The sequence below is a fragment of the Acidobacteriota bacterium genome (assembly GCA_016208495.1).
Taxonomy (GTDB): Bacteria; Acidobacteriota; Blastocatellia; order Chloracidobacteriales; family Chloracidobacteriaceae; genus JACQXX01.
Window position 1 is genome coordinate 11788 of sequence record JACQXX010000104.1, and the last position, 21243, is coordinate 33030.

The window sequence follows — 21243 nt, forward strand, 5'->3', positions numbered from 1 at the left end:
TCCCTCCTTGTCATTCCTCCCGTTGCAAATTCAGTTTCAAAATATCCCCAGTTGCAGTATTTTGCGGTGTTCAACATAACTCCACCACTCATCCTCGACACATTCACGCTGAGGCGCAGAATTTATGTCCTATCAGGTCATTGCCCGCAAATGGCGGCCCCAGGCATTTGAAGAAGTTACCGGGCAGGAAGCCATCACCCGGACGCTCCGCAATGCCATCACTGGGAATCGGTTGCACCATGCTTTTTTATTTGCCGGCCCACGTGGCGTCGGCAAAACCACCACCGCCCGCCTGCTGGCCAAAGCCCTCAATTGCCAGTCTGGACCAACCGCCACCCCCTGTGGCCAGTGCCCATCCTGCCTGGAAGTCACCAACGGGAACTCGATTGACGTGCTTGAAATTGACGCCGCTTCCCACACCGGCGTTGACAATATTCGGGATGTCATTATCAGCACGGTGGCTAATCGGCCCGCCCGCGACCGATACAAGATCTTCATCATTGACGAAGTTCACATGCTGTCAATCAGTGCCTTCAATGCGCTCCTCAAGACGCTTGAAGAACCGCCATCGCACGTGATCTTCATCATGGCCACCACCGAACTGCACAAAGTGCCCGAAACGATTCTTTCACGGTGCCAGCAGTTTGAATTTCGAACCATCAGCACTGAAAAAATTGCCGAACGCCTTCGCCTGATTGGTCAGGCTGAACACATCACCATTTCCCAGGATGCCCTGTTGCGGATTGCTTCAGCGGGTCGCGGCAGCATGCGCGACGCCCAATCCGCGTTTGATCAGGTGATTGCCTTTACCGGGACGACGATTGAAGAAAAGGATGTGCTGGCTTCATTGGGGATGATTGGACCGCAGTTTGTCGGCCAGGTGATTGATGCCCTGGTGGCCCGCGACGGCAAACACATGCTCACGCTGGTGGATGAACTGGTGCGCACCGGATATGACCTGCGGCAATTCTTGCACGAAGTCATGACCTATCTGCGGCATATGCTTGTCTTTCAAGCGGCAGGTGCTGACTCGGAACTCCTCCCGGTTTCTGAAAGTGAAGGCCGTCAGATCGAGCAGCATGCCCGCACTTTTTCAAGCGAAGATCTGGTCCGGTTTTTCACGCTCCTCACCGACGTTGAGCAATCCCTGCGCACCGCCCCTGAACCACGCTTTCAGTTGGAATTTGGGCTGGTCAAATTGACCCAACTGGCACATCTCAAAAGCCTTGAAACACTCCTGGCCCAGCTTGAAAAACTGATTGGAACTGGGGGGATGCCGTCACCGGCACCATCCACGCCGCCAACACCAGCATCTCCTTCTGGAAGTGGAGGGCGCGGCCCGGCAGCACCATCCGGCAGTCGCGGGAATCCGCCGCCAGCCCCATCGCGACCATTGCCACCGCCTCGACCACAGTTTTCTGGTACTTCAGCCATACCTGTTGCCCCGCCGCAGTTTTCCGCGGGGTCAACGCCACCGCCAGCACCGCCGCGTCCAACTTTTACGCCACCATCGCTTCCGCCCGAAATTACCAACCGGATCCCGGTGGCCCAAACGGCTCGACCCGCTTTGGCGCCAACCGTAGCTCCCGCCGCAATAGCGCCCAGCCCATCAGATGAGCCCTCAACACCGAATCTGCCACCCTGGATGGATGATCTGACAGCCCCACCACCAGAACCGCCAGATGATTTTGACGAATCACCGACGTTGTTGCCCCCCCCAACACAAGCGAACTCAGGTGTCCGAGGTACTCAACCACCACCGGTGCGTCCTCCCCTTTCGCTGGTTGCCACACCTGATCAACCTGTATCCCGGCTTGATTTAAAAGCCGAAGGCGCCCTCGAAATCTTGCGTGATCGCCTGAGCGCGGAATTTGAAACATCCAAAAAACCGCTGCTGCTCATGACGCTCGATAAAATGGTGCGAGTTGAGTTGGATGGCACTGAAGTCGGTTTGATTTTGCCGCCAGATGCCGTTGAAGCCCACAAACAGCTTTCACTGCCGCCCAACCTGATGGCCCTCCAGGATGCACTCCGGCGAATTACCGGCATGCCGTATCGTCCCCGGATTAAGTTCGAGAAAACTGCTGCCAGTCGTCCAACGGCCCTCTCAGAGTCAGATGTGACCGCTTCACGGTCGCGACATCAGGCAGAAAGCGATCCGGTCGTTCAGGCATTGCTCCAAACATTTCGCGGCGAACTGACACAGGTGAAGCCGGGCTGAAAATCAGGGCTGAAGACGTCGGGCTCAGGGCAATCGAAGGGATAAGGGATGAAGGCTGAGGGATGAAATAAAACCAATTCTTCAGCCCGATGTCTTCAGCCCTCAGCCCCAAGCCCTGAGCCCTGGTTTTCTCAGCCCCGAGCTTGCGAGTCTTCAACCCCAAGCCCTGAGCCCTGGTTTTCTCAGCCCGATGTCTTCAGTTCTAACTCTTTTTGAAAGGACTTCCCCCCAATGCGAACCTGTTTGATTCGTCTCTTTCTCTTTTGTGGAGTGATGATTCTGGCATCCATACCGACAATGGCTCAGGACACACCCAAAGCTGAAATTTTTGCCGGCTACTCAGCTGCTCGATTTGCCAATCGCGGTGATTATTTGAGTGGTTTTTCGGTTTCGATCAACGGAAATTTCACAAAATCAGTTGGTGTGGTGGCTGACTTTGGCACCTATTTTAAGAATAATGACCAGATCTATAACTTTATGGCTGGGCCACGGTTTTCTTACCGCACATCCTCGCGGGTGACGCCGTTTGCACAAATCCTGGCAGGAGTGGTCGCCCCAGAGCCAGCTTTCACCATGGCAATTGGCGGGGGCATTGATATTAAACTCAATGAACACATTGCCTTTCGCGCAGTTCAGGCAGAGTACCTGTTCCTTCGCGGAGGGGAAAACGCCACCAATCACAATGCCCGCATTTCAACCGGAATTGTCTTTCGCTTTGGAAAACTCTGAAAAACTGGGTTCCGGGTTCCGGGTTCCGGGTTCCGGGTTCCGGGTTCCGGGTTCCGGGTTTTCGAAATCTAGTGCCAAAGACCAAGTCTTCTGGCCTCAGCTTACAGCCATCAGCCAGCAAGAGTACAAATCCTGATAAATCAAAGCTTTCATCTTCATAATGGCTTCACTTGCTTTACCTCAACCACAATCCGACCGCAAACAAATCACCCATCAAACCAGCCTGCTCTATGCGGCTCAATTAACTGGAACTGGTCTCAACTTTGCCACGACCTTCCTCCTTGCCCGATGGATGGGTGTTGATAATTTCAGTCTGTTTACCTTCTGTTCGGCTTCGATTCTCACCTTTGTCAGCCTGTTTTTTGAATTTGGAATGTTCTCGGCTGGCGCCCGACTCCTCGCGATCAGTAAGGACGAAACTGAAGAAAATGAAGTACTTGGCGCACTACTGATCCTTGGGTTGGGACTTGGACTGGCCATGGCGGTGTTTATCGGCGTAGCGGCCCCGTTTATTGATCAGATTTTTCGGGTACAGGTCCGGGGAATGCTCTGGGCGTGTTTGCCGCTGGTTTTGTTTATTCCGCTTCAATTTCTGCTCGAATCAGCCTGTCAGGGGAACAACCGCATTTCGTCCTTGGGGCTGTTTCGCATTGCACTCCCTGGGTTGACGTTTCTGGGAGCGGCTTTGGTGTTTGCTTTCTTTCAACTCACGCCCTTTGGAGCCCTTCTGGCAACCAATGCTGGGGCCGCCGCTGCCTGTTTGCTGGTCATTGCCTTTCTTCGCCCTTCGTTTCACAACCTGCAACCCCATTTGCATGCGATTTTGGATGAAACACGCCGGTTTGGGATTGATGTCTACCTTGGCCGGGTCACCGCAATTGCCTCACAACGAACCGACGGACTTTTAATTCCTTATTATATTGGCTATGCCCCGCTTGGGTTTTACACGATTGGCAAAAGCATTGCCGATTCGTTGATTATCAATTTTTCGCGGGCACTGGCGGTGACCAGATTTCGGAGTTTTGCCCGGTCACACGAAGTCTCCAATGCGGTACTGGTTTGGAATTTTCTGCTGTTACTTATTGCTGGAACTGGTTTGATCCTGGTTGCGCCATTTCTGCTCAATCGCTTTTTACCGCAATATATCCAAAGTGCAGATTTGCTGGTTCCGTTTGTCGTGGGGAGCATTCTCGGGGGCTTGTTGCAGCCATACAATCTCTTTCTGGCAGCCCACGGACGTGGCGGCGAACTCCGCAATATTTCCATGTTTGTCGGGGTGTTTTACCTCGTAGCCCTGGTACTCGTCATTCCGTGGTTTGGGCTGTCTGGCGCAGCCTGGGTGATTGCGGCAGTCGCTGGACTCAACTTTATTTTGCACCGCCAGCATTATCTCGATCTGCAACGCGAGCGCATCACCACTGGCGAGATTCCACTCCGGGTCGTGGTGATCAACCTGTCGGGAGATACCCGGCATGCCAGAGCCTGGGCGGAATCACTGACCCCCAACGTTGAATTGAGACTGATTGATAAAGCCAAACTCCGGGAGGATTCAAAACTCAACTGGATTCGGCGGTTGCGCCAAACGCCGTGTGACCTGTTTGCGATTTACTGTGACCGGCTTGAATGGCAAACCTTGCGCATCCCGATGCTTCTGTTTGGGTTACTGGCTGGCGCTCGAACCTGTTTGATCGTTGATTCCGCCGGAAAAGAATTGCGCCGCTCGGCCCTGGCCGTTGCCTTATGGGAAATTCCACACCTGGCACTTGAGGTGTGTGGTGGCGCCTTTCTGATTGGGATCTCGTGGGCATTGACTCGCTATCTCGAACTTGAATGCCGGATGGCCCAATCCAAAACTTCCCCCAATTCCCCATCAAATACTCCTCATTCTCCGGCCTCGATCCCCAAATCGCTGCTTTTTATCCGGACAACGCCCACAAGCGGGGCCCAAACCGGTGGCGCCACCAGCCATATTTCGGGGTTTACCCAGGGGGCAACATCGCTTGGAGTGAAAGTTCGATTCCTTTCCAATGACAGCATTTCGGGAGTGCATCCAGAGGTCACGCCGGTAAAAATTCTCTGGCCCTCTGGATTCTTTTCGGCTCATCGCGTCTTGTTTGAACTGTGGAACAACCTGGTCTTTACCATTCGGTCCATTGACGAAGTCAAAAGCGACCCGCCGGACTTTCTTTACCAACGCTATAGCCGGTTTAACTGGTCAGGGGTTGTTCTGTCACTCTCGACGGGGATTCCATTGCTACTTGAGTACAACGGATCTGAAGTCTGGATTGGCAAATATTGGGATGACGTCCAGTTGCTCTGGCTGCTCGAAGCCTTTGAAATGTTGAATTTACAGGCAGCATCCACCGTGTTTGTCGTCTCTGAAGTCGAACGCCAGAACCTGCTTGAGCGCCAAATCCCTGACAGCAAAATCCTGGTTAATCCGAATGGTGTCAATCCGGATGTTTTTCACTCAAACTGTGGAGGGTCAGCCGTTCGGCAGCAACTTGGGCTTGAGAAGCAGGTTGTGGTTGGATTTGTCGGAACCTTTGGCCCGTGGCATGGAGTCGAAGTCATTGCCAAAGCGGCAACGCTCTTGCCGTCAGATTCTCCATTGCACTTTGTGATGATTGGCGAAGGTGCCCTCAAGAGCACGGTTGAAGAACAGGTCCAGAAAACCGGGGTTTCCCATCGCTTTACATTTACCGGACGCATTGGCCACAACAAAGTGGCGGCCTATCTCGACGCCTGTGACATTCTCGTGTCGCCACAGGTTCAGCGGGAAGATGGTGGCGAGTTTTTTGGCTCCCCAACCAAACTTTTTGAATATATGGCCATGGAAAAAGGCGTGATTGCCAGTCGGGTGGGTCAAATTGGCCAGATCCTCGAACACGAGAAAACAGCCCTTCTGGTCCCTCCCGGAGATGCCCAGGCTCTGGCTGACGCCTGTGAGCGCCTGGCTCGGAACCCCCAATTTTGCCATGAGTTAGGTCGTGCCGCCCGCCAGGTGGTTTCTGGAACTTATACCTGGAAACATAATGCTCAACGGGTCCTGGATCGCGCCGCCATCATTTGCCAATACTAAAAAAAATGCGACAAAGCGAATTCCAGAGCGGAATTCATTTTGTCGCGAAACGATCCAAACAAGAAACGTTGACCAGAGAAATCAGCCTGTTTTTCAGACGCAAGGTGAGGCAATCATCGAAAGCCAGCGATCCAGCCCATCTGAACCAAAGTCAATCTCATCTCTGAATGTCAGCTCAAGCGGAGCTATCGTAACGAAAAGAAAAATGAACATGTTGGCGATTTATCCCGTCTGGTGATATAGACGTGACCTGAATTGTTTTCTTCCGTAATTCCAATCTGAAATTCAGCATTGTTTGCTTACGCCAGTCAGTCGTCAGTCGTTTACTCCGATTATTTGATTGAATTACTTGACTGTTTTCGAAGACACGCGTTTCATTCCAAATTGATATTCTTTGCTTTTTCGGCAACCAAACCCCAGTCATCCAACCAGACCATATTCTACCCATCCAGCCACCTTGTTGTCGGCGGGACCAATTTTTCCAGCAGGAGGTTAAGCGATGCGCCGGAATAGAATTTTGTCCCACTTATGTCTTCAATATCTGCCAGTGGTTGGCAGTCTCCTGGTCATCGCGACACTGTTCTCAACGGTTCAGGCTCAAAATCGCGCGGCACGCCATGGCCAGATCCATATCGAATGGAAGGATCAGCACACCAAACAACCAATTGAAAAAGGGAGGGTTGAAATTTGTCCGCTGTCAGAAGGGCCGGGGATTATCCTCGAAACTGACTCCAAAGGTCGGGCATCGCATATCAGACTGCCGGAAGGTGGGTATGTCGTGTTTCTGTTTCGGGATGGATATGCGCCGGTTGAGATAACGGATGTCGTGGTTGAAGATCATTATCCGGTCCGGGTCTATGTGAAATCACTGAATGCCGAAGAAGCTCCCTACAAGCGAAAACTCATCCGCTATCAACGCTCTCAAGTCCAAACCGACAGCAGCGAAATCCGAACTATTATGCGCAGCCAGTGAAGAATGAAGAATGAAGAATAAAGAATTGAGAATAAAGAATTGAGAGTAAAGAAGTTTCAGCCGCTCAAATTCTTCATTTTTCATTCTCAATTTCTCATCCCTCAGCCCCAAATCATCACCGGTTCAGTGCATTCTTGAGCCGGGTATTGACAGCAAATCGAACTGATTTCCGCTCTGGGAGTTGCATTGGCCGTTTGGTTTGGGGATTAATTGTCCGGCGTGGTTTGTAGGTAATCAACTTGAAACTGCCCAGTGCCGGCAGCGTCACATCTTTTCCAGTGCGTAACCCCTCAGCAATACCACTTAAAATAGCATTGAGTGCCTTCTCGGCTGATGCCTTTGAAATTTCAGCATCTTTTGCAATTAATTCAACCAGTTCAGCTTTATTCATGGAATGACCAGTTTCCTTTCTGCGTGCTCACTTTTGGCACGGGTTTTGAGCTATTCGGATGACAAATTTTTGCCCTAAATGTGGAACTCAGCAAGCCCCAACGAACCTGCTCTGTTTTAAGTGTGGGGCCTTGCTTCCAACGTCCCGACCACAGCAGCCACACTCGCCGCCCCAGGCAGGTCTCAATCCATACATCGTTCCACCACCAGACCAGTTAACACCTGGGTATCCACCGCCATTCCCACAGACCGTCAACAAATCACGGGCGATGACTTCCATGATTTTTGGCTTGTTGTCGGTTCCGCTTCTCGTTTTGTGGGGACTGGGTGTTCCGTTTGCTATTATCGCGGTAATCCTTGGAAGAATGGAATTAAACGCCATTCGACGTGGCGAACTTCCACAGGAAACAAAATCCATTGCGATGGTTGGCTTTGTGAGCGGATTGGTAACCCTGATTCTGCTTGGAATTATCATCCTGCTGGTTATGACCTGCTTTGGGTTACTGATTTTTTCCTATTAGTCAGAAGTCGGGCTGAGAAAACCAGGGCTCAGGGCTTGGGGCTGAGGGCAATCGAAGGGATGAGGGATGAAGGATGAGGGATGAAATAAGACCAGTTCTTCAACCCAATGTCTTCAGCCCCAAGCCCTGGTCTTTTCAGCCCTAAATCATATACCCCAGATCCACCAGTTGCTGTTTCAGAATGTCGAGTTCTTCCTTGCTGAGGGAACTCGACGACCGTTGGTTGATCCGAACACCAGGATCAACCTGGGCCAGTTCCGCCACCAGGTGGTTTACAACTTCGGGATTGGCTTCGGCAACGTTAGTTTGTTCAAACGGGTCCCGCCGCAAGTCATAGAGTTCGACAAATGATTCCCGTTTGAGAATGTCGCGCATGCCTTCGAGTCGCACTTCATCTTTGAGCGGCCATTGCATTTTGGTTCGAATGCGCTCGGCAAAGCGGTTGATCTCGCTTTCGGTGCAGTCATTGAGAATCAACTTCCACTCACGGGTTCTGACACCGCGCAAAAAGGGCCGGTCGGCTTCAAAATCATAGGTAAAGCAACAAAAACAGGCTGGTTTTTCGGCCAGAACCTCTCCTCGCATCAGTGGCCAAAGACTGCGGCCATCCACCATTTCAAAACCTGGGTCATAGGGTTCGGTGATTCCGAGCAAATTGAGGATTGTCGGCACGATGTCTATCGTTCGAACCGGGGCCTCAACCGTGACTTCCCCTTTGAGCGACCGGGGATGGTGAAAAATCAAGGGAACGCGAATCACTTCGTCCAGCCCACCATTCACGGCACCGTGCATGGGAACTCGCCGGTTGAGTCCTTCACCGTGATCGGCGGTCAAAACAATCAAGGTGTCTTCACGCTGACCGGTCTGGTCGAGCATGGCCAGCAAATCCCCAATCTGGGTGTCAACGCGATTGGCATTTTCAATGTAGGTTCGCCTGACCTGGGTCCAGTCATCTGAATCCCAGGCACTGGCCAGTTGCGTGTCAAAGGCTTCAGGGGTAATGCCATAGGGCCAGTGGACGTTGAACGTGTGAAAAAACAGATACCACGGGGCTTTTTGTCTGGTGATGAACTTGATGGTTTGGTGTTGGAGGTCAGCCGCAAACACTGATTTTTCATACCCGCGTCGCAGGCCAGTGTGTTTGCTTTCAAACATTGCCCCTTCGCCAAGGGCCCGACCCGAATTTTGAAGCGTGAAAAATTTGTGTTTTTTGAGCCGTTCGGCCAGCGGGAGCGCCCGCGCACTCATCGGCGTTTCAAACTGATGAAAGACGCGGTGCTTCGGCCAGTACATTCCGGTAAACATGGCGGCGTGCGATGGGGTCGTCAACGGACAGGAAGAAACACAATTTGAGAACCGCACACCTTCTGCGGCCAGCCGATCAATGTTGGGCGTGTGGACCAGCGGTGCCAGCTCGCCCAAAAACGAGCGGTTTGATTCGGCACTGATACAGTCGTGCCGGAGCGTGTCGAGACTGATTAAAATGACATTGCGTGGAAAAAGGTTAGCCATGAAACAACTTTGAAATGAATAGGGCTTGTCAGTACCACCCGCGTCAGCAGGTGGGGTTAGAATTAACCAGACCCACCCACTGACGCGGGTGGTACTGACTTATCGGTTCCTCTGATTCGTCTCCAACACAAAATCCAGTGGAAGCAGGATTATTCGGTTATGAGAAATGGTGGTTGAGACGCGCTAAACTCAACTCCTTGATACAGTTCAGATACATCAAGCGGGCAGTTCACTGATTTCAAGTCAACCGTGGCTGACAAGTCATTCACTTCGTGAAACATCCAGAAGGCTGAATTTGCTTGCTTTACATACTGCGACACGTGTGGTCGGTGTTGGGCAATCAGCAGATATTCACAAAAACTCGGAATTGATTTGTACAGTGTGAATTTATCTCCCCGGTCAAAGGCTTCGGTTGAAGGGGAAAGAATTTCGACAATTAATGCCGGGTTAACCAGCGTTTTGACACCACCAATTTCCACAAATTCAGGGGTTTCACATAACGCCGTGAGATCAGGATAGCGATAGGGAGGTAACTCAGGGACTTTCACGCGTAGATTTGAACTATACACAACACAGGAACGACCACGGAGCCTCTGCTTTAACTCGGCAATCAAGTTTCCTAAGATCAATTCATGTTCAGGTGAAACGCCAGCCATGGCATACACTTCACCGTTCCAAAACTCATAGCGCTCTTCTGAATTTCGCTCCAATGCATAATATTCTTCCAGCGTGTACCGACGGTTTTTGACTTCAGTTGACATCCCTTCCCCCTCCTCAATCCGTGGCTACAGTGAAGGATGCTGAATGAAATACCGGGCCGTATAGCGCCCGGCCCGAAGCTCTTCCAGGAATTCGATTTCATCGCGGATTGGTTGTTCAAACTCGGTCACACACCGCCCAATCTGGCCTAAATTCAAAGCATCACTGCCACCAATCACTTTCAGCCGCATCATGTCGGCAAACCGGCAGGCTTGCTGGTTATTCAAGTCCGGCGTACGTCCGTTCAGACCTTCAATGGCAAAGACTCCCGGCAACGTGGTCAATTTTTCACCAATGCTTGGGCGGTCAGGGTCAAACGGATGGGCCGGAATACAAATTCCACCGTGAAACCGCACATATTCGACGGCTTCCATGGCAATCCACTTCCCAGGCCGCTCAAAAACCTGAGCATCCAGTTCCGTCAATCCATAAATGAGCATCTCGCCCAGATCGGTATTGATCTCCAATCCTCGAAGGATCAGCAGGGGCAAGCCTTCGGCAAATTCGACGCAGACTTCGGAGGCAGCATAAGAATTTCGCTCGGTGACCCCAATGCCGGCCAGTCCAAGATCAAGCGCATAATCAATCAAATCTTCCGGTGCAACCAGTGAGTTGCCCGACATGACAGTGGAAACGTGTAAATCGAAGAGCATCATAATCATTGAGGGTTCAAGGTTCAGAGTTCAGGGTTCAGGGTTCAGGGTTTTCAGATTTATGTCCTTTTCTGAACAAGAACCGCGCTCATTTCCTGGTGAATCAAGCCGTTACTGGCCAAAACTTCGGGGACGTACCAGTCAAAAGTGCCGTGATCAAAGCGGGTTACGGTGCCTCCGGCTTCAGTCACAATCAAACCACCAGCGGCCATATCCCACGGCGCCAGGTTCAATTCCCAAAATCCATCAAACCGGCCCGCCGCAACATAACACAAATCCAGCGCGGCTGAACCATCGCGCCTGACGGCCTGGGCCGCACCCAGAAACTGACTGAAGTGGTCCAGGTTGATTTTGGGCGACGTGCGCACATTGTAGGGAAAGCCGGTGCAGAGCAATGCCTGATCAAGACGCGCAACGGTTGATACCCGGATGGCGCGTTCATTGAGCGTTGCTCCCTGACCGCGTTCCGCTGCAAAGAGTTCATCACGGACTGGATCATAAACCACGCCCAGCAACACGTGGCTTTCATGCTGGAGCGCAATCGAAACACTATAAAACGGGTACCCGTGGGCATAATTCGTCGTGCCGTCCAACGGATCAATGATCCACCGATAGGGTGAAGTCTGCTCAAATAAACCACTTTCCTCGGCCAGTACCTGATGTTTTGGATAGTGATTGGCAATCTGGTCACGAATAAACTTTTCCGAAAGCAGATCAACCTCAGTCACCAGGTCAATCTGTCCTTTATGGCGGACTTCAAAATCACGTCCGACGTGTTCGCGCAGTATTTTTCCGGCATCTTTGGCCAGTTGTTTTGCAAATGAAAGCATGGAGAAATCCTTTGTTGGGGCTTGGGGCTTGGGGCTTGGAAGGTATTGATTCCTAAATACAAGTCCCCATCAAAAAGGGATGAACCAAAATTCCATCCCCCATTTAAGGACTTGTACCAAGCACCAGTCACTAATCGCCTGCCAGAAAATCCAATGTATTGGCCGGCAAGCCCTTTTCTTTGAGATATTTCTGCTCCATTTCCTCGATTCGGAAACGGTCCAGTCCGCTGTTTTCCAGAAAGTCGTCTCGCAACTGACGGTCTCGGGATTCGATGATGCGTGGGAGCAACTCCTGAAGGTATAACCCTTCTTCACGCAAAGCAATCAACACTGACGCAAACAATTCATCCGGAATGGGCTCTTGAATCAAACCATCCTGTTCTAATTGACGATTGACGGTATTGCGCAAAAAAGCCTGTTCGTTTTTATCGAGCGGTGCCTTATGGATTGAGCGCACAATCTGTCGCACATGGGCTTCAATGGCCCGCCGCAGCCGAAAATGATGATTGATGGCCCCAACACTATCAATCACGGCTTTGGGGGTGGTTTCTCCGTTCACCAGTTCATTTACACCGTGCTGGATAGCCAGTAACCGCTGCCGGCCATAGGTATTGAGATAGCGATTGCGCATCAGAGGCTCAAAAAACAACTGGTGGAATAACCCTTTCTGGATGTTCTCAAAAATCAGGCAGTTCCGGGCAAGGGTAAACAATCGCTCTTCGGTCAGGTCATAGTCGTCAATAAACGCCACGCTATTGAGAACCGCGCTCACCAAATCAAACCGGTCAAAGTGGCCAATGATGGTATGAAACGCCTCGATGGCAGCTTCATTTCCGCTCTGCTTCTGCCAGGATTCAAGGTCCTGGTTGAGTTCGTCAAGCGCCTTTTCAAAGAGCAAGGATCGGTTTTCGACAGCTTGCTGCTTAAACTCCATCAGCTTGACATAGAGTTCGGTAACCGGCTCAGGAGCCCCGTCAATAAACAGGCTTTGCAAGAGGCGACGAACTTCCGCCACATAACCCGGTTCGGCAGCGGCTGGTTCTTCCCGTCGTTGAAGACTCTTATCCAGACGATCAAAAATCTGGGTTGGAAGATGACGGCGCGTTGCCAATGCCCGTAACCGGTTAAGTCGCGGTAACGCGCTCTTTTCAGAGATGTTATGCGTGTAATAGGTCACCAGGGTCTCTTCGTATTGGCTGATGATGTCCTGATTTTCCGCCATATCGCTGAGCACACAAATTTCCAGGCGCTCCTGCTGTTCCCAACTGATTCCGTTTTCCTGAGCGAGCTGATCGAGGCGACTCCGGTCCAGCGTCTTGATTGGTTTGCCGGTTCGCTGCATATCGCGAAAGACCTGAGCATAGTGTTCGGCCCGCCGGTCCGTCAGACGCATTAAAAAAAGCGTCCATTTGGGAATTCCAAGTTCCTGATAAAGTTCACGGGCCAGTTTGGCACCAGTTTTATCTTGTGACAGATCATAGCGTTTCAGGAATTTCCCAACCAACCGCAGGATCACTTCCTGTGCGCTTCGCACACCGCCCTGAATATCACCAGCAATAAAGAAAAAATAATTGGTGAGGGCATGGCCTTCGCGAAAGAGCCGTTCATAGGTCTCGGTCGCATCGGTTTCAGTGGTAAAAGACAGGTGCTCCTCCGTATCGCCATAGCGAACGCCGTAAATCACCAGGCGATTGCGAACATCACGCTTCAAAATGTCCTTCACCGGGCGATCAATTGCATACATATAAGGACACATTGATCCGCCTGTCCCAAAATGAAGGAGTCGGTCGCCATAAAGCCGAATTTCATTCCCACCTGAAAAAAAGCGGTCAAACGACTCGGCTGAATCGGTTTTTTCCTCATAAAAAAACCTGACGCTGAGATTGCTTCCGACAATCGTCGTGTAGAACTCGTAGTGCTCGCCCACTTGTCCATGCAGACAGATATCTTGAATCACGACCGCACCCCTTAAGACGAATGAAGAATGAAGAATGAAGAATTGAGAATGCAGAATGTAGAATGAAAAAGGCAGAATTGGAATGAAGAAAGTGGCTGGTGGTTAGTGATTAGTGGCTAGTGGTTAGTGATTAGTGGTTAGTGATGCCAGTTAAGGGTTGAAGCCGTTTTGGTTCTCAGCCCACGAAGTAGGCGCCGGCTTGTAGCCCAGGGCGAGTCTTCGAGCCCTGGGAATGACCCGCATCCGGTGGTGGCGCGTCCAAAGCGACGCTGACCACCGGCTCACCTTACTCCATCCCAACGGGGATGAAAACTAAAAAACTTCAACCCTTAACTGGCATCACTAACCACTTTCTTCATTCTTTTGGCTTCTCCGGTTCAGTTTTTTCTGGCTTGTCTTTGCTGACGAGGGTCAGGGCAATATTGCGGCGCTCGTTCTTTTGCACGTCAATGTCTTTGGAGGTCGGGCGGTACCCGTCAGCCGAAGCCGTCACCCGGTACAGGGCATTGCGGCCCGGTAACCGGAAAGAAAATTCACCGGCGGTGTTGGTCATATATTCACCGACCTTGCCGGCGGTTGATTTTCCATCGGCCCCAATGCGCTCGATGACAACTTTGGCCAGCGCCAGTGAAAGCCCCTGTTTAGTAAAGACAGCGCCGCGAATTACCGACACGGCCCGTTCGGCTAATAACGAAATCGGATCTTTGATCGTGATCGGTTCGGCTTCCGCCAGGACAATCATCGTGTTCAGGCGGCGTGATTCAAACCCCGCCGCCTGGACCGCAATCAGGTAGGTACCAGAACGCAGCCCGGTAAACCGAAATTTTCCGTCTGCTCCCGTGGATACTTCGACCTCTTTGCCCGTCCCATTGTTTCGGGCCACAACTGTCGCGTCTGCAATCGGCTTATCTGTCTCTTTGGAAATCACTTTGCCGGAAATTTCGCCTTTGGCCTGACGTGCCAGCAGCGATGGGGAAGATACATACAACGTGACCAGGGACATCCCGGCACTGGATAAAAACTGTCTTCGGTTCATAAAATTTTTGGGTGGGTGAGTGTTTTCGCTGTTTCCAGCGGATCAGTATGTTGCGGCGATGGTTCACCAGTATTCAACTGGCGAGTGACGCTACCGGTTAAGGGCACAATCGAAGCAATTGTTTCAGTTTCCACCTCAACCAGATCAGCTTCGCCGGCTTCACTCGTCAGCATCATGGTTGCCTGGGACGGCGGCGCCGCTGCTTTGAGATCCACAGCCTCCGCCAGTTCACGAGCCAGATCTTCAGCGGTTGGACGGGCCTGCGGATCTTTTGCCAGAGCTGAAAAGACTAATGTCTCAACGGCTTCTGGGATTTCAGGAAGTGCCCGTCTTAGCGAAGCCGGCATTTCACGAAGATGGGCCAGGATAATCGAGATGACTTCCCCGCCGGTTGTCCGAAAAGGAACATCACCGGAAAGCATCTGGTAGGCGACCACGCCCACATTATAGACATCCGTTTTTCCATCATAGGGTTTATCGGCAAAGCGTTCCGGCGCCATATAAGTCGGCGTTCCAATGATTTTTCCAGCTTCAGTCAGACTGTGCATCTCGACTTGATCAGTGGCCTCTCCCATCAATTTGGCAATTCCGAAATCAACCACTTTGACCACTTCGCCATGATCAGTCTGGTTTGAACCTCCCCGCTCTACCGCTACGCGGTTGAGGACGGGGATTCTTCCTGTTCCGGACAACCGCTTCCGTTCCTGCTCGAAGCAGACGGCTCTAAGTTGCCTTTTCCAGGTCTCGCGCGAGACGCTCTTCCGGTCGGTGGCGGACCGGTTTGGAAACCCAGTTCCCGCTGTCGCGTCTGTGACACGTCCACCAGTTCTGGGCCGACCGCGCCTGGTCTTGAATTTGGTTTCAAGCCGGACGCCAAGGTTCGATGGCGATGGATACCGGATCGTGCCTCATTCAGATTCACGACCCATTTTCCGTCGGTCCAGAAGGTATAAAGTGCGAGATAGGCCGAAAATTGATCTCTCGGAGCAGTGAACCCGCAGGTGTCGCACCAGTGGGTTCGCTCCGAGAGGGTCTTTTTCTTTCGATTCCCGCACAAACAGGTTTGAGAGAGCGCAGTTTGGGCCGTGTTGATCAGCCGTGTGCCACCCCCGAGCGTTTCGGCTGTGCGGGTTAAAATGCCTTCGAAGGCTGATGGCGCGTGATGCTGGATTGATCGTCCAAACTGCTTTTGCCAGCCACGGTAGCTGACTTTTTCGGTGTGAATTTGATTGCCGAGCCGGACAATTCGGTTTGCCAACCGTCCGTGGAGACTCTTTCGCTGGGCAGTTTTGCGGCGTTCCAGATCCTTGAGTTGCTGTTTCGTCCGCCGATATCTGGAGGATTGTTTCCACTGCTTCCGGCCCTTTTTGACCGTCCCGTTTGGCTGGTAGTTGTGTGGATTGGTCGCCCTCTGACTTCGGTCCAGTCGTCGCTGGAGTCTCCGAATTTCAGCCTGTCGGCGGTCGAGTTCCTGGCTGAGTGGGATTTGAAAGCTGTCGGTGGTGGTCGAAACCGCAATCAGTGACGGTCCAAAATCAAGTCCCACTCGCTCTCCATTCTGAGTGGTGTGTTTTTCAGGATCACGGTAGGGTTTGCCTTCCAGAATCATCTGTACAAACCATCGTGACCGCCCATTGATCACTCGCTTGACAATCCGGGCGTATTTGACCCGGTGTTTGAGAGCGTGGACGTGGTACGGATTGGTCTCATCCGCCTTGAACTCAAATGTCAGTTTTCCAACACACACCGTTCCGGTCCCCATCACCACCCGGATTCCAGTGTCGTTGGCGTTGGTCTCAAACGACTGGAAGTCATCCCGCCGCTTGAACCGCACCCGCTTCGCTTTTCCAACCATCACTTTTTCAATCGCTCTCCAGGCCCGTTTCGCCACTTGCTGCACAATTCGCGAATTCGTCAACCTGACAAAATGTCCTTCAACCAATCGTTGCGCCACCTTTTGCGCCTCGCCGACCGACAGTCCATATTTCTTCCGCACTTCGGCAAAGGCGGCTTTGCGTTCCTCAGACCCTTTCGGCAGTTTCCGCGCCGCTTCCCATTCCGGAGATTTCCGCGCCCGCTTCAACCGCCTCACTAACTCCCCCAACGTCGCGTTATACACTTGCCGATAGGCATTCAACATCTTCTCCAATTGGCCGAAGCCCGCCGAATTTGTCTCCACTTCAAACGTGGCGACAAAGGATGGAGTTGAGGGTTGATGGAGTTTATCCGCTTTTTTTCTCATAGTTTAACTATACTGCAAATCTACCGTTTTCGGCAAGATTTATTACTTTGTTCAGGGTCGCTCAAGCTGATTTTTTCAGCGGTTGCGATTCATCCCCGCCCTACCGCTTCGCGGTTGAGGACAGGGCTTTCTCGCATTTTTTCTGGTAAAAAAATATTGTCCGGCTTGATATCACGGTGAATGAAACCTGAGACATGGGCTTTGGCTAGTGCCTGGCATACCGGCACCAAAATTTGGGCACATCGGAGCAGCGAACAGCGGCCAAAAAGCTTGAGTTCCTGGGTCAACGAGCGTCCAACCAGTAATTCCATCGCCAGATAGGCGATCCCGGTTTCAGAAATTCCAGAATCCAGCACTGTGACTGCATTGGGATGATTGACCCGGCAACTGGAAATACCTTCGCGAAAGAATTGGTTGAGACTTTCAGTACGGCGTCCGGGTGCCATTTTCAAAGCGAACCAATCTCCCGCGAGTCCGGACCCAAAAGTCATGTGATTGATTGTGAATGGTTTCAAGCAAGCTCAACACCACATTGTTGGGCAACCCGGCACGATCAATGTCAAAAACCGTCCAGGTATTTTTTTCAAATCGCGCCACGCCTCCGCCATAAGTGCCAACCCAGACCGCTGGAGTTCCATCCTGGCTCACGGTTTCAGTCAAACTCAGCACAATGTTGTTTGGCAGTCCCGATGAGGTATTCCAGCCGGTCCACTGGCCATTTTCAAACCGGGAAAGTCCTCCGCCATACGTTCCAGCCCAAAGTGCTTTGGTTCCGTCAGCGGCTCTGGTTTCAAGCAGGCAAAACACAACGTCGTGGATCAAGCCCGTGCTGGTGTCAAATCGGGTCCACACACCGTTTTCCAATCGAAACAGGCCCTTCCCTTGCGTGCCAACCCACAGCGTTGAACTTCCAGTCGAATTTTTTGATTCGAGCAGACACAAGGTTCCGCGCCCGGCCAGATCCTTGTCAGGTGTGTCAAAAGGGTTCCACCGACCATTTTCAAAAACCGACACCCCACCACGGGTTGCCACCAGGATGGTTCGTTGACTCCCAGGTAAAGTCGCTTCGATCAAGCATTTCACCTGGTTGTGCGGCAATCCGGCTGGCTTGCCGTAGGTCGTCCAGACGCCATCCTTGAGTTGCAGCACACCACCACCATCGGTGCCAAACCAGACACTGCCATCACTGGCTGTCAGCAATGCCCGCACAAAATTTGATTCCAGCCGGTTGGGCATATTGAAGACCGTCCACACCCGGCCATTAAAAACAGCGGCACCATCCTGTGTCCCAATCCAGAGATAGCCTTTCTGGTCAAAGGCCATGCATTGGACGGAATTTTGCGGAAGTCCGGTTTTATCAGTGCAGGTATGGAAAAAAGGTCGGCCACCTGGAAGTGGAAAGGTGGGATTCACCAGGTCAGCAGTACACACTCTGACGGCACTTGCCAGAGCAAGACACAAAATTCCGAGCCGGATGCCAGACAGTGCGAACGAGTGCATGGCCTGAAAGAAAGAAAAAGTCAGGATTTTCGGGAAAAGATAGGCAAACTTTGGGGACAACTCGGATGAACTGTACCCAACAGATCACAGAAACTTCGAGGCGCTTTTGAAGGTTGATCCAAGGAAGTCGCTCACGGAATGGGTCATCGCTCCGATCCACAAACCAGCCACCGTCAATACCAGAATGCGTTTATCAAACGATTGAATCAGTTTCAGCATGCGGAACAATGATTCCTGCACCACTTTCACTCCCTGATCGGTGGTTGGAGGCATTCCAAGTAACCAGATATTTTGGATAAACAGGGCGATAGCCAGAATGGCGGTCATCACGGCCAGGAAATAGAAGATTCGAAAGAACGTCGAAAATAAAATTCCGTGCGACAGCCGCGACCGGTGACCACACATCCGCTGGTAAGGAATCCAGATCCAGCGAAAAATCCCCCACCGAAAATACTGGACGCTTCGCGTATCAAGGTCCGGCCCAAACATCAAGCCGCTAAATAACATCGTTCCGGTTCCAAGCAGCGTCAGTCCCGGATTTCGGGTCAACAGGAAAAAAGCCACCGCCGTGGGAATGGCCAAAATGTAGGTGATTAAATCGTGCGTTTTTCCAGAAGGCATAAGGAATTATGAATTATGAATTATGAATTATGAGCCAGGAAATGAAATAGCATCATTCCATCATTTTGTCACCCTGTCATCATTTCGGGTTCAGGGTTCAGGGTTCAGGGTTCAGGGTTCAGGGTTCAGGGTTCAGGGTTCAGGGTTTTCAAATTTATGTCCCTTCGGTCCTTTTCGTCCTGTTTGTCTTTTGTGCCCCTGGTTGTCTTCCTAAACCCGGAACCCGGAACCCTCAAGATATGAAATCACCGCCTGTTGAATTTCAGGTTCGGCGCCAAAACCGTGAAACCAGATGGCACCTGGCTCGCGCCGCCACCAGGTTATCTGGCGTTTGGCATAGTGACGGGTATCGGTTTTCATCTGTTCAATGGCTGACTCATAGGTGCGCTCTCCGCGTAGAAATTCAATTACCCGCCGGTATCCATGGGCACCAAAAGCTTTGGCATCGTGTGGTACACCGACCGCCAGCAGATTTTTGATTTCTGCCAGTAAGCCGCTTTGTTCCATCACATCCACCCGCCGATTGATTTTGTCATAGAGCACTTCACGTGGCGGATCGAGCACAATAATTCGCATTCGAGCCGCAAATTCAGGTGGTTCTGGGAGATTTGGCTGTTGCTCGGAAAGACGCTTCCCGTTTTGAAAGAAAAATTCGAGTGCTCTGGTGACCCGCGACCAGTCGCGCGGTGCCAGCCGGCTGGCGGAAACCGGATCGAGCCGCCTTAACATCCGGTGCAGATGCTCTGGCCCGCGTCGAGTCAGAATGGATTTGAGACGCTCACGCAGGGTCAAGTCAGTGGCTGCTTCCTCGGAAAATAACCTTCCGCGCAACGCATTGAGGTAAAACCCGGTGCCGCCGACAAAGATTGGCAGTTGATGGCGAGCTTCGATTTCAGCCAGACACCTGGCGGCATCCACGGCATAGCGGCCTGCAGTGTAGTTTTCCGTCGGCTCAACAATATCAATGAGATGGTGCGGGATGCCCTGTTGTTCTTCGAGTGGGACTTTGGCTGTGGCGACATACAGCCCACGGTAGACCTGAACTGAATCCAGGTTGATGATTTCACCGCCAAAATGCCGGGCAATCGCAATTCCAAGGTCACTTTTCCCGGAACAGGTTGGCCCAACAATCACAGGAATGAGTTGATGTTGAGAAGGTTTAGTTGAATCCATGGTGGTGGAGCAAAGTAAGAGCGAGTAGTGAGTAGCGAGTAGTCAGAATAAGTAGCCAGCGGTCCGAGATGCTTTACTATTCAGAAAGTTTCCTGAGTCATTTTAGAGGAGTCAAAAGGTTAAAACGGGATTTCAAACTGTGAAGGATTCACTACTCGCTACTTGCTACTCGCTACTCGCTTTTCCTTCGCTTCTTTTTGCGCGCAATTGAAAGTTCTTGTATGATGCCGCTCCCATCTCTCGCCAATTTGACTCCGAACTTTAGCGAAAAAGGAACTGAAATCAATTGGATAAATATTTTTTCTTCTTTGTCCTGGTCGGATTTGTCGCCCAGATGATTGATGGTGCCCTTGGAATGGGGTACGGCGTCATTTCGACGATTTCCCTCCTTGGGTTTGGTGTTTCACCTGCCGCTGCCAGCGCAGGGGTTCACGCCGCCAAAATCTTCACGGGCGCGGCATCGGGCGTTGCTCATTTAAAAATGGGCAATGTGGACCGGGTTTTGTTGCGCCGATTGATGATTCCAGGCGCCATTGGTGGCATCATCGGAGCACTGGTTTTGACTCAAACGCCGGAAAAATACGTCAAGCCGTTTGTTTCCATTTATTTGGCTATCCTGGGAATTGTAATTTTCTACAAAGCATTTCACAAAGTAACCGAACGTGAAGTTACAACCCACATCGCACCGCTGGCATTAACTGGCGGCTTTCTGGATTCGGCAGGTGGCGGATGGGGACCGATTGTCACATCAACCCTGATGGCACGCGGCCATAACCCACGTGTCACCATCGGGTCGGTCAATCTGGCCGAGTTTTTTGTCTGTATCGCCCAATTGCTGGCGATTCTCATTTTTATGGGTCAGGGAGACTGGCATAAAGTCAGCGCCACGGTCTCGATTGTGGCCGGCTTGATCGTCGGCGGCGTGCTGGCGGCGCCGCTAGCGGCCTATGTGTGCCGACATATTCCAGCCCACGCCCTTCGAATTATGGTCGGGGCGCTGATTATCCTGCTCAGCGCCCGCACGATTTATCTTTCACTATAACC

Annotated in this window: 19 protein-coding genes; 6 read left to right on the plus strand and 13 right to left on the minus strand. The window is 51.8% G+C overall.

The genetic code is table 11. From position 1 onward, the window contains the following. Positions 1-124: 124 nt before the first annotated feature. From dnaX to HY774_21140, 4 genes are all read left to right on the plus strand, one after another. Positions 125-2221: a DNA polymerase III subunit gamma/tau gene (gene dnaX, locus HY774_21125; GenBank protein MBI4750990.1), complete on the plus strand. Its 2097-nt coding sequence runs from the start codon at positions 125-127 to the stop codon at positions 2219-2221. Between the two features lie 231 nt (positions 2222-2452). Then, on the plus strand, positions 2453-2950 hold the full coding sequence (locus HY774_21130) for a hypothetical protein (protein ID MBI4750991.1): 498 nt from the start codon (positions 2453-2455) through the stop codon (positions 2948-2950). Between the two features lie 160 nt (positions 2951-3110). Beyond that, the gene (locus tag HY774_21135) at positions 3111-6032 is read left to right on the plus strand and encodes a glycosyltransferase (protein ID MBI4750992.1); all 2922 of its coding nucleotides are present in this window, start codon (positions 3111-3113) and stop codon (positions 6030-6032) included. Between the two features lie 499 nt (positions 6033-6531). Continuing rightward, positions 6532-7005 carry a carboxypeptidase regulatory-like domain-containing protein gene (locus HY774_21140; protein MBI4750993.1) on the plus strand — a complete coding sequence of 158 codons (474 nt, stop codon included), beginning with the start codon at positions 6532-6534 and terminating at the stop codon, positions 7003-7005. A 115-nt stretch (positions 7006-7120) separates the two neighbouring features. Here the strand turns inward: HY774_21140 and HY774_21145 are convergent, their stop codons facing one another. Continuing rightward, the gene (locus tag HY774_21145) at positions 7121-7396 is read right to left on the minus strand and encodes an HU family DNA-binding protein (GenBank protein MBI4750994.1); all 276 of its coding nucleotides are present in this window, start codon (positions 7394-7396) and stop codon (positions 7121-7123) included. Between the two features lie 58 nt (positions 7397-7454). Here HY774_21145 and HY774_21150 point away from each other — a divergent pair, with 58 nt between their 5' ends. Next, a complete protein-coding gene (locus HY774_21150; GenBank protein ID MBI4750995.1) occupies positions 7455-7916 on the plus strand; it encodes a hypothetical protein in 462 nt (153 codons plus the stop codon). A 141-nt stretch (positions 7917-8057) separates the two neighbouring features. On the opposite strand, the gene HY774_21155 is transcribed toward HY774_21150, so the two are convergent. From HY774_21155 to miaA, 12 genes are all read right to left on the minus strand, one after another. Further along, positions 8058-9428, minus strand: coding sequence for a sulfatase (locus HY774_21155; GenBank protein ID MBI4750996.1), 1371 nt, complete (start codon positions 9426-9428; stop codon positions 8058-8060). A gap of 149 nt (positions 9429-9577) precedes the next feature. Continuing rightward, positions 9578-10189 (minus strand): Uma2 family endonuclease, encoded by a 612-nt coding sequence (locus tag HY774_21160; protein ID MBI4750997.1) that lies wholly within the window; start codon positions 10187-10189, stop codon positions 9578-9580. A gap of 24 nt (positions 10190-10213) precedes the next feature. Then, positions 10214-10843: a PHP domain-containing protein gene (locus tag HY774_21165; GenBank protein ID MBI4750998.1), complete on the minus strand. Its 630-nt coding sequence runs from the start codon at positions 10841-10843 to the stop codon at positions 10214-10216. A 56-nt stretch (positions 10844-10899) separates the two neighbouring features. After that, complete coding sequence (locus HY774_21170) at positions 10900-11670, minus strand: inositol monophosphatase (GenBank protein MBI4750999.1); 771 nt, start codon at positions 11668-11670, stop codon at positions 10900-10902. Between the two features lie 130 nt (positions 11671-11800). Beyond that, a complete protein-coding gene (locus HY774_21175) occupies positions 11801-13627 on the minus strand; it encodes a TIGR04442 family protein (protein MBI4751000.1) in 1827 nt (608 codons plus the stop codon). A 355-nt stretch (positions 13628-13982) separates the two neighbouring features. Further along, positions 13983-14663 carry a carboxypeptidase regulatory-like domain-containing protein gene (locus tag HY774_21180; protein ID MBI4751001.1) on the minus strand — a complete coding sequence of 227 codons (681 nt, stop codon included), beginning with the start codon at positions 14661-14663 and terminating at the stop codon, positions 13983-13985. Further along, positions 14660-15355, minus strand: a complete 696-nt coding sequence (locus HY774_21185; protein MBI4751002.1) for a protein kinase — start codon at positions 15353-15355, stop codon at positions 14660-14662. Before HY774_21185 ends, HY774_21180 begins: the two co-directional genes overlap by 4 nt. Further along, on the minus strand, positions 15316-16905 hold the full coding sequence (locus HY774_21190) for a transposase (GenBank protein ID MBI4751003.1): 1590 nt from the start codon (positions 16903-16905) through the stop codon (positions 15316-15318). Before HY774_21190 ends, HY774_21185 begins: the two co-directional genes overlap by 40 nt. Before the next feature lie 89 nt (positions 16906-16994). Then, positions 16995-17357, minus strand: a complete 363-nt coding sequence (locus HY774_21195; GenBank protein ID MBI4751004.1) for a protein kinase — start codon at positions 17355-17357, stop codon at positions 16995-16997. Then, positions 17329-18405, minus strand: a complete 1077-nt coding sequence (locus tag HY774_21200) for a hypothetical protein (GenBank protein ID MBI4751005.1) — start codon at positions 18403-18405, stop codon at positions 17329-17331. The genes HY774_21195 and HY774_21200 overlap by 29 nt, the downstream gene beginning before the upstream one ends. Positions 18406-18489: 84 nt before the next feature. Next, a complete protein-coding gene (locus HY774_21205) occupies positions 18490-19026 on the minus strand; it encodes a metal-binding protein (GenBank protein MBI4751006.1) in 537 nt (178 codons plus the stop codon). Positions 19027-19236: 210 nt separating this feature from the next. Beyond that, positions 19237-20199, minus strand: coding sequence for a tRNA (adenosine(37)-N6)-dimethylallyltransferase MiaA (gene miaA, locus HY774_21210; GenBank protein MBI4751007.1), 963 nt, complete (start codon positions 20197-20199; stop codon positions 19237-19239). Between the two features lie 334 nt (positions 20200-20533). On the opposite strand from miaA, the gene HY774_21215 reads away from it, so the two are divergent. After that, positions 20534-21241 (plus strand): sulfite exporter TauE/SafE family protein, encoded by a 708-nt coding sequence (locus tag HY774_21215; protein ID MBI4751008.1) that lies wholly within the window; start codon positions 20534-20536, stop codon positions 21239-21241. Positions 21242-21243 lie beyond the last annotated feature (2 nt).

Bases quoted from the DNA above. Each gene is read 5' to 3' on its own strand.
- HY774_21205 (MBI4751006.1), bottom strand. From the start codon at position 19,026: ATGCCTTCTGGAAAAACGCACGATTTAATCACCTACATTTTGGCCATT.
- dnaX (MBI4750990.1), top strand. From the start codon at position 125: ATGTCCTATCAGGTCATTGCCCGCAAATGGCGGCCCCAGGCATTTGAA.
- HY774_21135 (MBI4750992.1), top strand. From the start codon at position 3,111: ATGGCTTCACTTGCTTTACCTCAACCACAATCCGACCGCAAACAAATC.
- HY774_21160 (MBI4750997.1), bottom strand. From the start codon at position 10,189: ATGTCAACTGAAGTCAAAAACCGTCGGTACACGCTGGAAGAATATTAT.
- HY774_21150 (MBI4750995.1), top strand. From the start codon at position 7,455: ATGACAAATTTTTGCCCTAAATGTGGAACTCAGCAAGCCCCAACGAAC.
- HY774_21155 (MBI4750996.1), bottom strand. From the start codon at position 9,428: ATGGCTAACCTTTTTCCACGCAATGTCATTTTAATCAGTCTCGACACG.
- miaA (MBI4751007.1), bottom strand. From the start codon at position 20,199: ATGGATTCAACTAAACCTTCTCAACATCAACTCATTCCTGTGATTGTT.
- HY774_21180 (MBI4751001.1), bottom strand. From the start codon at position 14,663: ATGAACCGAAGACAGTTTTTATCCAGTGCCGGGATGTCCCTGGTCACG.
- HY774_21190 (MBI4751003.1), bottom strand. From the start codon at position 16,905: ATGAGAAAAAAAGCGGATAAACTCCATCAACCCTCAACTCCATCCTTT.
- HY774_21145 (MBI4750994.1), bottom strand. From the start codon at position 7,396: ATGAATAAAGCTGAACTGGTTGAATTAATTGCAAAAGATGCTGAAATT.
- HY774_21200 (MBI4751005.1), bottom strand. From the start codon at position 18,405: ATGCACTCGTTCGCACTGTCTGGCATCCGGCTCGGAATTTTGTGTCTT.
- HY774_21140 (MBI4750993.1), top strand. From the start codon at position 6,532: ATGCGCCGGAATAGAATTTTGTCCCACTTATGTCTTCAATATCTGCCA.
- HY774_21165 (MBI4750998.1), bottom strand. From the start codon at position 10,843: ATGATGCTCTTCGATTTACACGTTTCCACTGTCATGTCGGGCAACTCA.
- HY774_21130 (MBI4750991.1), top strand. From the start codon at position 2,453: ATGCGAACCTGTTTGATTCGTCTCTTTCTCTTTTGTGGAGTGATGATT.
- HY774_21170 (MBI4750999.1), bottom strand. From the start codon at position 11,670: ATGCTTTCATTTGCAAAACAACTGGCCAAAGATGCCGGAAAAATACTG.
- HY774_21215 (MBI4751008.1), top strand. From the start codon at position 20,534: ATGATTGATGGTGCCCTTGGAATGGGGTACGGCGTCATTTCGACGATT.